13 protein-coding genes and 1 riboswitch are annotated in these 12,831 nt (G+C 46.2%); of the genes, 4 read left to right on the forward strand and 9 right to left on the reverse strand.

What is annotated here, in order from left to right; translation table 11 throughout:
• Positions 1-91 precede the first annotated feature (91 nt).
• Positions 92-739, forward strand: coding sequence for a TetR/AcrR family transcriptional regulator (locus ABY044_RS05355; protein WP_373018937.1), 648 nt, complete (start codon positions 92-94; stop codon positions 737-739).
• Between the two features lie 57 nt (positions 740-796).
• On the opposite strand, the gene ABY044_RS05360 is transcribed toward ABY044_RS05355, so the two are convergent.
• The 9 genes from ABY044_RS05360 to ABY044_RS05400 form a co-directional block, all read right to left on the reverse strand.
• Complete coding sequence (locus ABY044_RS05360; RefSeq protein ID WP_373018939.1) at positions 797-1,186, reverse strand: MerR family transcriptional regulator; 390 nt, start codon at positions 1,184-1,186, stop codon at positions 797-799.
• Positions 1,173-1,469, reverse strand: coding sequence for an integration host factor subunit alpha (locus ABY044_RS05365; RefSeq protein WP_279420198.1), 297 nt, complete (start codon positions 1,467-1,469; stop codon positions 1,173-1,175). Before ABY044_RS05365 ends, ABY044_RS05360 begins: the two co-directional genes overlap by 14 nt.
• Positions 1,470-1,496: 27 nt before the next feature.
• Positions 1,497-3,887, reverse strand: a complete 2,391-nt coding sequence (gene pheT, locus ABY044_RS05370) for a phenylalanine--tRNA ligase subunit beta (protein WP_373018941.1) — start codon at positions 3,885-3,887, stop codon at positions 1,497-1,499.
• Between the two features lie 24 nt (positions 3,888-3,911).
• Positions 3,912-4,910 (reverse strand): phenylalanine--tRNA ligase subunit alpha, encoded by a 999-nt coding sequence (gene pheS, locus ABY044_RS05375; protein ID WP_373018943.1) that lies wholly within the window; start codon positions 4,908-4,910, stop codon positions 3,912-3,914.
• A 229-nt stretch (positions 4,911-5,139) separates the two neighbouring features.
• Positions 5,140-5,496, reverse strand: coding sequence for a 50S ribosomal protein L20 (gene rplT / locus ABY044_RS05380; protein ID WP_373018945.1), 357 nt, complete (start codon positions 5,494-5,496; stop codon positions 5,140-5,142).
• A 13-nt stretch (positions 5,497-5,509) separates the two neighbouring features.
• Positions 5,510-5,707 (reverse strand): 50S ribosomal protein L35, encoded by a 198-nt coding sequence (gene rpmI, locus ABY044_RS05385; protein ID WP_279420194.1) that lies wholly within the window; start codon positions 5,705-5,707, stop codon positions 5,510-5,512.
• A 178-nt stretch (positions 5,708-5,885) separates the two neighbouring features.
• On the reverse strand, positions 5,886-6,437 hold the full coding sequence (infC, locus tag ABY044_RS05390) for a translation initiation factor IF-3 (RefSeq protein WP_373019172.1): 552 nt from the start codon (positions 6,435-6,437) through the stop codon (positions 5,886-5,888).
• 50 nt (positions 6,438-6,487) lie between these two features.
• Complete coding sequence (gene thrS / locus ABY044_RS05395; protein ID WP_373018947.1) at positions 6,488-8,416, reverse strand: threonine--tRNA ligase; 1,929 nt, start codon at positions 8,414-8,416, stop codon at positions 6,488-6,490.
• Positions 8,417-8,619: 203 nt separating this feature from the next.
• Entirely contained in the window at positions 8,620-9,504 is an 885-nt protein-coding gene (locus tag ABY044_RS05400; RefSeq protein WP_373018949.1) for an HDOD domain-containing protein, read from the reverse strand.
• A 122-nt stretch (positions 9,505-9,626) separates the two neighbouring features.
• Positions 9,627-9,735, forward strand: a riboswitch (TPP riboswitch).
• Between the two features lie 74 nt (positions 9,736-9,809).
• Here ABY044_RS05400 and ABY044_RS05405 point away from each other — a divergent pair.
• The 3 genes from ABY044_RS05405 to pnuC all read left to right on the forward strand — a co-directional run bounded on the left by ABY044_RS05405 (position 9,810) and on the right by pnuC (position 12,828).
• Complete coding sequence (locus tag ABY044_RS05405) at positions 9,810-11,843, forward strand: TonB-dependent receptor (RefSeq protein WP_373018951.1); 2,034 nt, start codon at positions 9,810-9,812, stop codon at positions 11,841-11,843.
• 78 nt (positions 11,844-11,921) lie between these two features.
• Positions 11,922-12,191 (forward strand): hypothetical protein, encoded by a 270-nt coding sequence (locus ABY044_RS05410; RefSeq protein ID WP_373018953.1) that lies wholly within the window; start codon positions 11,922-11,924, stop codon positions 12,189-12,191.
• The gene (gene pnuC, locus ABY044_RS05415) at positions 12,178-12,828 is read left to right on the forward strand and encodes a nicotinamide riboside transporter PnuC (protein WP_373018955.1); all 651 of its coding nucleotides are present in this window, start codon (positions 12,178-12,180) and stop codon (positions 12,826-12,828) included. The genes ABY044_RS05410 and pnuC overlap by 14 nt, the downstream gene beginning before the upstream one ends.
• The last annotated feature ends 3 nt before the right edge of the window (positions 12,829-12,831 follow it).

Raw genomic sequence — 12,831 nt, forward strand, 5'->3', positions numbered from 1 at the left:
TCAGAGAATCACTCTTTTTAGGTATAATAATCCTATAAAAAGAATGCAGTAAATAAAACCGGTTAAATCGGTTCGAATTAAGAGAAATCAAATGTCTAAGGAATCCGTAAATAAAACAGTTTCAGCTCAAACAACCACAAAAAGAGGTTTAGCCCGTCAACAGAAAATATTGGAAGTTGCCGAGACCGTGTTTTTATCTCAAGGTTACGCAGGCAGTAGTGTTAATGAAATTGTCCGTCTTTCAGGCGGTTCTCTAGGAACCCTTTACCGAATTTTCGGCAATAAGCTTGGCCTCTTCGAGGCCGTTTTCAAAAAGAAGTCCAAAGAAATTTTCACTCAATTTGACAATGATTCTTTTTGGACGGATAACATGGCCGAAAGTTTATTCAGCTTCGGACAGACATTACAACATGTGGCCCTCTCCCCGGACGGGATTGCCATTTACCGTCTCGTGATCACCGAAAACAACCTTGATCAGGGAGAAATCCAAAAAATCTTCTACAAATACGGACCACAGACAGCGGCAACCATGCTTGAAAACTACCTGAAAAAGCAAGTAGAGGCTGGACGTATTGAATTACTTGACTGTAAGCTCGCGGCAACTCAATTTTTAGAAATGATAAAAGGGCCGTTTGTATTACGGACTTTATTCTGCGAACCCGTTCCGAAAGAAGAATTAGAACTGGCTTTAAACCAAGCAATTAAGATATTTTTAGGTGGATGCAGCGTCGGGAAATAACGCTTAATGAAACGACAATAAATTTATTTAGATTGTGTTTTAAGACGTTTGTTCAAATCAATAACGTTTTTGCAGATAGACTCTAAATTCCTGCAATTCAGCCTTAATGGCTTGCAGTTGTTGCAGAACGTCTTTTTTCTCTTCCGGAATATCTTCCGCACTTAGATTAACCCGATTTTTTGCTAAACGGGCTTTTGCACCAGGAATGGTAAAACCTTGATCGTGCAGAAGGCTCTTGATCTCCATAATCAATTCAACGTCGTTGCGCTGATAATACCTTCTACCACTTCGCTTATTAGGTTCCAACTGCGGAAACACATGTTCCCAATAGCGCAGAACGTGCGACTTTAAGTCGCACAAATCCGCTACTTCACCAATGGTGAAATATTTCTTATCAGGCAAATCAATCTCAATTTGAGTTTGCGTAGGTGTTTTAGACTTCGGCATTGTTATTATCGATCTGCGCACGCAGTTTTTGACCAGGCTTAAATGTTACCACTCTTCGTGCGGAAATGGGAACATCTTCACCCGTTCTCGGATTACGTCCAGGACGCGATGATTTATCTCTAAGCTCAAAGTTTCCGAAACCGGATAACTTAATCTGTTCGCCAGAGATTAATACTTCACTGATCTGATCATAAAACTGCTCTACAATCTCTTTAGATTCACGTTTATTAAATCCAAAAGTATCAGATAAGGTTTGTGCAATATCCGCTTTTGTAAGAGTCATTATTTATTATCCTTATAATTTTTATACTTATCTTAAAACTGCGTTAACCGCCTGCTTAGCCGAAGCTAAAACCAGCTCGACTAAAGCATCGACCTCTTCATCCTGAAGCGTTCGATCGGCATGTTGAATTTTGAGTGTCAAAGCGACACTCTTCTGATCCTGGTCGATTCCCTGACCTCGATAAATATCGAAAATCTCAACCGACTGCAAAATTTCGGACTCGACATTCATGACGGCATCCAGCAGTGACTGAACGGCCACATTCTCAGCAACGACGAAAGCTAAATCACGCTGTACTTCAGGGAATTTCGAAATCGCTTGAGCCGCCGGAACTTGCATCGTCATCAAAGCGTCTTGACGGATTTGGAACAAGTAAACGTCATCGCTGACACCCATCGACTTGACCCACTGTGGATGCAGTTTCCCCATGACACCGACTTCTTTACCGTCTTTGATTAAAGCCGCCGACTGTCCAGGATGCAATGCCGTATGCTCGCAGGATTCAAAACGAATATGACCCAGCTGATGACTCATACGCAATAGCGTTTCGACATCACCTTTGAGATCAAAGAAATCAACCTTACGGCTCACTTCATCCCAACCTGAATCGGCAACGGAACCGACTACGGCACCACCGATCATAGGCACCTGAGTCGCACCGGTAGGGTCGGTTTCGTTCTTATAGAAGACCAAACCGGTTTCAAAAATGCGCACGCGAGGCTGCTGACGATTCTGGTTGTAAGCAACGGTTTGTAACAAACCCGGGAACAAGGTAGTACGCATCGCTTTCATGTCGTCCGAAATCGGGTTTTTCAGCAATACATAAGGCAGATCCGGCGCTAAAAGTTGCTGCTTACCTTCTTCTACAAAGCTATAGGTGATAACTTCGTTGTACCCACGCTGAACCAGCGCCGTTTTCAAAGCGTGTAACTCTTGTTCCGACTCAGGAAGTTCATTCAAGGTCATTGGCGCTAATACCGGCGTTTCCGGAAGGTTGTTATACCCGAAGATACGCCCTACTTCCTCGATAAGATCCATTTCGATCGCCATGTCGAAACGATAGGTAGGTGCCGTTACAGACCAACCGTCAGCCGTGGTTTCAATACCGAATCCAAGCCCTTTGAAAATGCTTTCGACTTTTACATCGTCGATCTCAAGGCCCAAACGTTTTGTAATGGTTTGACGGCGCAGTTCAATCGTCACAGGCTTCGCCAAATGTGCATCGGAAACAACCGCTTCAATCTCACTAACCTGCCCGCCGGCAATTTCGGTGAACAACTGCAAGGCACGATTCAAAGCGCGCTCAGGAAGCATCGGATCAACACCACGTTCAAAACGATGAGATGAGTCGGTATGCAAACCGTATTGACGCGCTTTACCGACTACAGCCAAAGGCGTGAAGTGCGCGCACTCAAAGAAAATCGTTTTGGTTTCGTCGGTCACGGACGTATTCAAACCACCCATAATACCGGCCAACGCAATTGCACCGGAATCGTCGGCAATCACCAACGTATCGTCTTTCAAGCTCAACTCTTTTTCATCAAGCGTTACCAGTGATTCGCCGGACTGTGCCTTACGAACTTGAATTTGGCCTTGAAGCTTATCCATATCGAACGCATGCATCGGCTGCCCCAGTTCAAGCAGCACGTAGTTGGTAATATCCACAACCAAACTCAGAGAACGAACTCCGCCACGCTCCAGCTTCTGTTTCATCCACAAAGGCGTTTTTGCCTGAGTATCAAAGCCGCTAACCACACAACCTAAATACTTCGGACAGGCCGCAGCTTCCGCTACAACAACCTTTTGCGAGCAGGCGCCGCTATGTTCGATAGCCGCCGTTTCGAAAGGCACCTTGAATTCCGCGCCACTGATTGCTGCCACATCACGGGCAATACCCTCAATACTTAGACAGTCTGCACGGTTCGGAGTTAAATCGACATCAAGAACAGAGTCGTTCAAATCTAGATATTCGCGAACATCCATGCCGATCGGCGCGTCTTCAGGCAAAATAAACAAACCGTCGACACCATCGTCAGGTAATCCGATTTCCGTGGCACCACATAACATACCGTTTGACGGTACGCCGCGAAGCTTGGCTTTTTTAATTTTAAAATCACCCGGCAATACAGCGCCGACTTTAGCGCAACAAGCCTTCATCCCGACAACAACGTTCTTGGCACCGCAAACAATCTGCAAAGGCTCGTCTTCACCGACTTCTACTTGGGTGACATTCAATTTGTCTGCATCAGGATGCTTTTCGCAAGCGATGACTTGGCCGACGACGACATTACTGAATTCACCGGCAACCGGCTCAACATCGTCCACTTCCAGGCCGGCAAGACTTAACGATTCCGATAATGTATTGGTATCCCACTCAGGATTTGTCCACTCTCTTAACCAATTTTCACTAAATTTCATATTTCTTTCTCAACAGGCCTGGTCTTATTTAAATTGCTTTAAAAAACGAAGATCGTTTTCAAAAAATTGACGTAAGTCCTTAACGTTGTAACGTAACATCGCCAAACGTTCGACCCCCAATCCAAAGGCTAGACCGGTATATTCATCCGGATCGACACCCACGTTTTTCAATACGTTCGGATGCACCATTCCGCAACCCAAAACTTCAATCCAACGACCTTCACCGAATAAGTTAGTGGCGATATCCACTTCGGCCGACGGCTCCGTAAACGGGAAGTAGGACGGTCTGAAACGAACCTTAAGGTCCTCGTCCTCGAAAAACTGACGTAAAAACTCGATCAACAACGCACGCAACTGAGCAAAGCTGGCATCTTTTTCAATGATCAGGCCTTCAACCTGATGAAACATCGGGGTATGCGTCTGATCGGAGTCGCAACGGTAAACGCGACCCGGCGCAATGATACGCATAGGCGGATTTTTCGCTTCCATCGTACGGATCTGGACACCGGAAGTATGCGTTCTTAGGACGGTATTTTCATTAATGTAAAACGTATCGTGCATCGCACGAGCAGGATGGGTTTCCGGAATATTCAAGGCTTCGAAGTTGTGCCAATCGTCTTCAATCTCAGGACCGGTTTCAACATCAAACCCCGCTTTTGAAAACAGCGTTTCGATACGACGCAAGGTACGAGATACCGGATGCAAACTGCCCAGATCGACGCCTCGGCCCGGCAAAGTAACATCAACGGTTTCTTCAGCCAACTGTTTAGCAAGTTTGGCATCGTCCAACTCTTTCTTTTTACTGTTCAACAAGCTTTGCACTGTCTGCTTGGCTTGGTTGATCAATTGACCGGCCTGAGGACGTTCCTCGGCGCTCAATTGACCCAACGTTTTCATAATGTCTGTTAACTGGCCTTTTTTACCCAGAAATTGAACTCGAATCTCATCAAGCTGCGATAGTTCAGTTACGTCATCGATAGCTTCCTGAGCTTGGGAAATAATGGCTTGAAGTTTTTCTTGCATAATAATGGAATGCCTTAACGAACCTATAAAGAGAATCTAAACGAAATGGATATAAAACAACGTACTTTCAACCGTCAACAGACCCGATTCCAAGTCTTCGGCAAATACATTCTTTTATATCCAAAAAATCAAAAAAATAGGGGACAAAAGTTAAGTTTCTAACTCATGCCCCCTATCATTTAGACGCTGCAGACCGAACCTAAGTCCGATCTGCATACAACGCAAGCGATTAAGCTAGTGCTGCTTTTGCCTTTTCTGCGATTGCGGTGAACGCAACTGCATCATGGATAGCGATATCAGAAAGCACCTTACGGTCAACCGCAATACCTGCTTTATTCATGCCATCGATTAAACGGCTGTATGTCATTCCGTTCATACGAGCTGCAGCGTTGATACGTGCAATCCATAGACGACGGAATTGACGCTTACGCTGACGACGGTCACGGTAAGCATATTGACCAGCTTTGATTACAGCTTGCTTAGCAACGCGAAAAACCTTGCTACGTGCGCCATAATAACCTTTTGCTGCTTTTAAAACTTTATTGTGTCTACGACGTGCGATGACACCTCTTTTAACTCTTGCCATTTTTCAATCTCCCTTAAGCGTACGGTAACATACGGCGAACCATCGCCACATCGTGATCGTGAATCATACTAGCTGCACGCAATTGACGCTTACGCTTAGTCGATTTCTTAGTCAAAATATGACGTAGGTGAGATTGTTTGCACTTAAAACGGCCAGAACCAGTTTTTTTGAAGCGCTTAGAAGCACTACTGTTTGATTTAATTTTTGGCATTGAATCCAAACTCCGCATTTAAGTGGCACCTAAAAAACAGGCCCACTTCCATTTTTAACAATAATAACCAATGGTTATCTTTCGGAACAACGAACAGCACTGAGGGAGCTGCACCGGTAACCTTTTTATTAAAAATAAAAAAGTCCCAGTTGTTGTGTGGAAGCAGTTACTTAATGAACTACTTTCCTTTTTTGTTGGGAGCAACCATCATTTGCATCTGACGGCCTTCCATTTTCGGCATTTGTTCAACGGTCGCAACCTCTTGAATGTCATCCCGAATGCGCTCCAACATTTTCAATCCCAGTTCCTTATGGGTAATCTCACGGCCACGGAACCAAATGGTTACCTTGACGCGATCACCCTTATCTAGGAATTTCATCAGGTTGCGTAGTTTGACCTGATAATCTCCCTCCTCAGTTCCTGGGCGAAACTTAACTTCTTTTACTTGCACTTGCTTTTGTTTTTTCTTAGCTTCGTGCTGTTTTTTCTGTTGCTGGTAAAGATATTTACCGTAATCCATAATCCGACAAACGGGCGGTACGGTTTTTCCAGAAATTTCGACTAAGTCTAATTCTGCTTCCCTCGCAGCTTCAAGAGCCTCTTGAATGGAAACAACACCGGCTTGCTCCCCATCTGCATCAATTAAACGAACTTCAGGAGCGGTAATGGCTCCGTTTATATTATCCTTAGGTGCTTCAGGTTGCTGTGGTCTTCCACGGCCTCTTCTAATTGCGATGGCAATATCCTCCAGTTATAAAAATCTTAATGCAACAGGTCAATTCAGCCTTCCACGATTCGGCCAAGGTTGGAAATATCGTCATTTAACATATCCACCAACTCATCCATGGCAAAACTTCCTAGGTTTTTACCACCTCGGGCACGAACATTGACAGTACCATCTTGCATCTCTTGATCACCTACGACCAAAATATACGGTACTCGTTGCATAGTGTGTTCGCGAATTTTAAACCCAACCTTCTCATTTCTCAAGTCTGTTTCGACTCTAAACCCATGTTTTTTCAATTTATTAGCAAAATCGGCCACATATTCATTATGAACTTCCGAAATCGAAGCCATCACCAATTGAACCGGAGCCAACCAAGTCGGGAACTTACCTTCGTAGTGTTCAACCAGAATACCGACGAAACGTTCCAAAGACCCTAAAATCGCACGGTGAATCATGACAGGATGATGTTTTTCATTATCCGCACCGACGTATACCGCGTTCAAACGTTCTTCCTGAGTCATGGAGAAGTCCAACTGAATGGTTCCGCACTGCCAGACACGGCCGATACAGTCTTTCAATTGGAATTCGATCTTAGGACCGTAGAATGCACCTTCACCCGGCTGTAATGCATAATCCAAACCGGCGTTTTTCAAGGTTGCTTCCAAAGCGGTTTCCGCCAAATCCCACACTTCATCGGCACCTACGCGCTGTTCCGGACGAGTTGAGAATTTAACTGCGATATTTTCAAAACCGAAATCGGCATACGTCTGGAAGACCAAGTCGATACACGCCTGAACTTCCTGCTGAATCTGTTCTTCAGTACAGAAAATATGAGCGTCATCCTGCGTGAACGAACGCACACGCATCAATCCGTGCAAAGTACCGGACGCTTCATTACGGTGAACCAGACCGAATTCCGCAATGTGGATCGGCAGGTCACGGTAACTGTTCAAATGACGGTTATACACCTGAATATGTCCCGGACAGTTCATCGGCTTAACCGCGTAGTCACGGTTCTCGGTTTCTGTGGTGAACATATTGTCTTTAAACTTATCCCAGTGACCGGACTTCTCCCACAAGGAGCGGTCCATGATCAAAGGCGTACGAATCTCTTCATAATCGTTCATCACCAACTGCTGACGCATGTAGTCTTCAACAATGCGGTACAACGTAGTTCCTTTCGGATGCCAGAACGCCATACCCGGAGCGATATCTTCCAAATGGAACAGGTCAAGCGCCTTACCAAGCTTACGATGGTCGCGTTTTTCAGCCTCTTCCATCATGTGCAAGTATTCTTTCAACTCGTCTTTACTGGTAAAGGCTACGCCGTAGATACGCTGCAGCATTTTGTTGTCGGAATTACCGCGCCAATAGGCTCCAGCCACATGAGTCAATTTAAAGGCTTTGATAAAGCCCATGTTAGGCACGTGCGGCCCACGACACATGTCGATGTATTCCTGGTGATGATAAAAACCGAATTCGGTTTCGTCAGGCAAGTCGGCAATCAATTCCAACTTGTAATCTTCGCCGCGCGACTTGAAGATTTCGATCGCTTCAGCGCGTGGAGTCATCTTCTTGATGACTTCGTATTTGGTTTTCGCCAATTCCTGCATGCGCTTTTCAATGACTTTCAAGTCGTCCGGACCAATCTTGGTTTCCATGTCAATGTCATAATAGAAACCGTTGTCGATCACCGGCCCGATCGCCATTTTAACGTCAGGATAAAGCTGCTTAAGCGCATGACCCAAAAGGTGAGCGCAGGAGTGGCGCATAATGTGTACACCATCATCGTCTTTCAACGTAACGATCTCTAGAGAAGCATCTTCCGTAATTAAATCGCAAGCATCTTTCAGCTGACCGTCAACACGCCCGGCAATCGTAGCTTTCGCTAATCCAGTCCCAATACTTTCAGCCACCTGCATGACTGAAACCGCTTCATCATATGTCTTTGTAGAACCGTCAGGTAACGTAATGATTGGCATCGATAATTCTCTTTGATGTACAAATTAAAAAACAAGCTGAGTATTTTAGCATTTTCTTATTTGATCATGTGGTATTTGAAACGATTTTTGTTATAAATTTTTTGCGTAACAGTTACTTAAAGGCAAGCAACAAGATAACCCCGAAAAAAAAACCGGCAAGCAGGCCGGTTTCTTTATAGTCAATGAAACAAATAAGAGCAAGATTAAAGCATGCCCGCCTGTTCGGCGGTATCGTAGGCTTTCTGAATCAGTTCATCGTAATCTTCCAACGCCAAACCAAAGTAGTCCAATGCAGCCAACAACTCTTCGGAAGGTGCCTCGCGATCCTCTTCAGGCAGATCCGCCACCCCGTTATCGATTCCTAGACGTAAAGCCGCCTGCTCGGACAAGAACGTAATATACGCAAACGGTTTGAACTGCTCCCCCGCCTTGGCTGGGGTGTGGTGATTCGCGACCCCCATGATGATTTCCTGCGGAAACTTCCACTGCTGAAGCAAGCGGGCACTCATAAGGGCATGGTTCGTACCGTAAACCTTATTCTCGGCCGCCGACAATTTGTTGATGTCATAATCAGTCAGGCGCATCACCTCAAGGTATTTATCGCGATCTTCGACCGACAACAAGTAAATCCCGATATCATGCATCAACCCGCTTAGAAAAGACTCGCCGGTATTTACGTGCAATGCCTTCCCTAGCGACTGAGCGACAAATGCCGATAGCAATGCATGACGCAAGAAATGTTTTTCGCTAAACGGCGGCTTCGACTTAAATGTCGATTTATAGTTGATGGCGTGCGCCATCATTCGAACGTCCTGGGTACCGATACGGATAACCGCATCGGACAAGTCCGTGACCTTTTCTCCCATCCAATATTTAGCGGTATTCACCACGCCGATCAACCCGGCCGCCAAACGCGGATCCTGTGCAATCAACTGAACGATGTCGTCAATATGGATATCTTCGCCACTCGCCAACAGACGTTCCAACTTCATCAAAGCATCAGGAAAATGAGGTAAATCGTCTAACGCATGGAGGCGTTCGATAATCACCTTACTGACACTTGGTTTTTTCGTTGATTCTGATGACATATTTCCTTTCCTGTTAAGCTAATATCCGTATAAACAATATGTTATTTCACATTGGGCATTAATTTTTACATAAAAATGAGATAAAATCCGCTCAGTTTTTTATATAAGTATAAAATTCATACTTATTCGCCAAGGGGTGGCCAAAGCGGCCTGAGATCTTCCGTTTCACGAAGGAACCCTCCGAACCTGATCCAGTTAATACTGGCGTAGGGACAGGCAGCACATTATTCCACAACTCGACTCTATTGAAAGAGTTCATTTCGAATGTACGCCCTGTCCTTTTAAGTTATTTAAAAGGAACTAAAATGAAATTAAAGCCCTTAGCGCTTGCCCTTTCCGCAGCCCTAGCCTCCACAAACGTTCTGGCCGAAGAATTGAAACCTGTCATGGTTCATGCCGACTTACGAACCACTTCGGAACAAGACATTCCTGCCAGCGTCGACATCAAAGATAACGCCGAACTTCAAGATCAAGGCGCCGTTCATTTTGACGACATCCTTTTAAAAACACCGAACGTCAACTTTTCAGGTCAGTCTTCCCGTGCACGTCACATTCAGATCCGCGGTATCGGCGAACGCGACGAATACACCGGCGCACCCAATGCCAGTGTCGGTTTTGCGATTGACGATATCGATTTCAGCGGCATCGGCATGGTCGGCAACTTGTTCGACATCAAGCAAGTCGAAGTCTTACGCGGCCCGCAAAACACCCGTTACGGACAAAGCGCCATCGGCGGTTTGATCAATATCGAAACAAACGATCCGACGCCTTATCGAGAAAGCATGATCGAAGCGAGCGGCGGACAGGACAACCTGAAAGAATTCGGTTTAATGACGAGCGGCCCGGTCAGCTCCGAAGAAGACGCTGCCCAATACCGCATCGCCATTTTCAAGCACACCAGCGACGGCTTCCGTACCAACGACACGTTGAACCGTACCGATACCAACGGGCGCGATGAATTGACGATACGCGGAAAAGTACGCCTATTCCCGAATCCAAACACCACCGTGGATGTTTCTTTACTGCATGCCGACCTCAACAACGGTTATGACGCCTGGTCTCGTGACAACAGCTTCACCACCCTATCAAACCAGCCGGGCAAAGATGCACAGCTTTCGAATGCCGGATCGGTAAAAGCGGAATGGAAAGGCGATCCAAACTATGTCTTTACCAGTAAAACCACGTTAGCCAATTCCGACATGACTTACAGTTATGACGAAGACTGGACGGCCTCAAGCGCCGGAACTTATTTGAATAACAAGCACCGTAGAACCATGAGTCAGGAATTGCGCTGGACTTCGACGCCAAAGTCCCGCATCAATGATAATACCGACTGGTTGTTCGGTCTTTACGGCTCAAAATTGGATGAAACCAACAAAACCGAATATTGGGGCAACAGCAGTTCCGATTTCAGCCTTAACAAACTGGCCGGTTTCGGACAACTTGATTATGCCATGACGCCAAAAGCCACCATTACTGCGGGCTTACGCATTGAAAACGACGCTAGCGACTTCACCAATAGCGCAGGCGAACACTACACCCCGGATGAAACCCTATGGGGAGCGAACCTGACGTATCGTTATAAATACAACGATACCCATACCGCTTTCACAGGAATTACCCGCGGTTACAAAGCCGGAGGATTCAATGCGGGACAACCTGCCGGTACGCCAAGCCAATACGTGACCTACGATGCGGAAACCCTGATGAACTATGAAATCGGGCTGAAATCCAATTTCGCCGCATTAGGTTTGAAGACCAACATCACCGCTTTCTATATGGATCGCCAAAATCCTCAATTAGACGGCTATACCTACGACCCTAGTTCTTTTACCGCTTGGGTGTTCTATACCGAAAACTTCGATAGCGCCCAGAACTACGGTCTGGAAGGTGACTTCGATTGGCAGGCGAACACCAACTGGAATCTGTACGGAAGCATGGGACTGATTCAAACCAAAGTAGAAGGTACGCCACTGAATTCCGGCTTCACCATCAGCGACCGCGAACAGGCGCACGCACCGAACTACCAGTTCAACCTTGGCGTCAAATACCGCGCAAGCAACGGCTTCTATGCACAAGGTGACGTAACGGCCGTGGACAAGTTCTACTTCGACAATACCCACAACATCGAATCCGATCCGTATCACCTTGTGAACGCTCGAATCGGTTACGAAACCGAGGATTACGAAATCTATCTATGGGGCAAGAACCTGACCGACGAAACCTATGCGACGAGAGGTTATTACTTCGACTTCAACCCGCCTTGGACGAATCCATCCAAATACGTTCGTTTGGGTGATCCAAGACAGTTGGGAATCACCGCTCGCGTATTCTTCTAACCTCATATAAAACGGACTTTTACAGTCCGTTTTTTTATAATTAAAACAAATAGATAAAATCAATTAACGGAAAATAAAATGAGAGTTTCAGTCGATATCAGTATGTACCCGCTTCAAGAGGATTACTGCCAGCCCATTCTGGATTTCATCGCCCGTTTGGAACAGAACCCGGATTTGACAATTGCCCGTAACAGCTTAAGCACGCAAGTATTCGGAGATTTCGACAGCGTCATGAAAGAGATGACTCAAGATATGAAAGACGTTCTGGAAAAGATTCCACACAGCGTGTTCGTACTCAAGATTGTCGGTGTTGACCGATCGGCGGCGGTGATCGATGCTTGCAAATGACAACCTCATACAAACGGTAATCGACAGCTTTCTCGCCCTATCGGGATGGGAAACCGTCGCTGCAGGACTCGGCATTTTATACGTCATCCTGGCGGCAAAAGAATCGGTCTGGTGCTGGCCCGCGGCTTTCGCCAGCACCGTTATCTATACGGTACTCTTCTGGGAAGGCCAGTTACCGATGCAGGCGCTGCTCAACTTTTATTATATGGCGATGGCGGTTTACGGCTTCATGCTATGGCGCCGTCACGACGATAAAAAAGACGATCTGGCGATTTCGACCCGGCCTACCCGGTTTCATATACGCCTCATTGCGGCGGGTGCCGTACTCAGCGTACTGACCGGTCTCTATCTGGAAAACGTCGTTCAATCCCGACTGCCGTATCTGGATGCGTTTGTCACCGTATTTTCGGTCATGAATACCGTCTTAATGGCTCGCAAAATACTGGAGAACTGGCTGTATTGGCTGGTAATCGACACGGCGGCCATTGCGCTGTACTGGCAAACCGGATACTACGTGACCATCGTCATGTTCGCCGTCTATCTGGTTCTGGCTGTAGTGGGATACTTCAATTGGATAAAACTCCGCAGAGAAGAAAGCAAAGCCCCTGCTTCGGGAAATCAGAACACTGCACCCTGACCA

Source organism: Thiomicrorhabdus sp. (assembly GCF_041583835.1).
Lineage (GTDB): Bacteria > Pseudomonadota > Gammaproteobacteria > Thiomicrospirales > Thiomicrospiraceae > Thiomicrorhabdus.

Coding starts and splice junctions, on each gene's coding strand:
- ABY044_RS05410 (WP_373018953.1), top strand. CDS start 11,922: ATGAGAGTTTCAGTCGATATCAGTATGTACCCGCTTCAAGAGGATTAC.
- pheT (WP_373018941.1), bottom strand. CDS start 3,887: ATGAAATTTAGTGAAAATTGGTTAAGAGAGTGGACAAATCCTGAGTGG.
- pnuC (WP_373018955.1), top strand. CDS start 12,178: ATGCTTGCAAATGACAACCTCATACAAACGGTAATCGACAGCTTTCTC.
- pheS (WP_373018943.1), bottom strand. CDS start 4,910: ATGCAAGAAAAACTTCAAGCCATTATTTCCCAAGCTCAGGAAGCTATC.
- rpmI (WP_279420194.1), bottom strand. CDS start 5,707: ATGCCAAAAATTAAATCAAACAGTAGTGCTTCTAAGCGCTTCAAAAAA.
- ABY044_RS05400 (WP_373018949.1), bottom strand. CDS start 9,504: ATGTCATCAGAATCAACGAAAAAACCAAGTGTCAGTAAGGTGATTATC.
- rplT (WP_373018945.1), bottom strand. CDS start 5,496: ATGGCAAGAGTTAAAAGAGGTGTCATCGCACGTCGTAGACACAATAAA.
- ABY044_RS05355 (WP_373018937.1), top strand. CDS start 92: ATGTCTAAGGAATCCGTAAATAAAACAGTTTCAGCTCAAACAACCACA.
- ABY044_RS05405 (WP_373018951.1), top strand. CDS start 9,810: ATGAAATTAAAGCCCTTAGCGCTTGCCCTTTCCGCAGCCCTAGCCTCC.
- thrS (WP_373018947.1), bottom strand. CDS start 8,416: ATGCCAATCATTACGTTACCTGACGGTTCTACAAAGACATATGATGAA.
- ABY044_RS05365 (WP_279420198.1), bottom strand. CDS start 1,469: ATGACTCTTACAAAAGCGGATATTGCACAAACCTTATCTGATACTTTT.
- ABY044_RS05360 (WP_373018939.1), bottom strand. CDS start 1,186: ATGCCGAAGTCTAAAACACCTACGCAAACTCAAATTGAGATTGATTTG.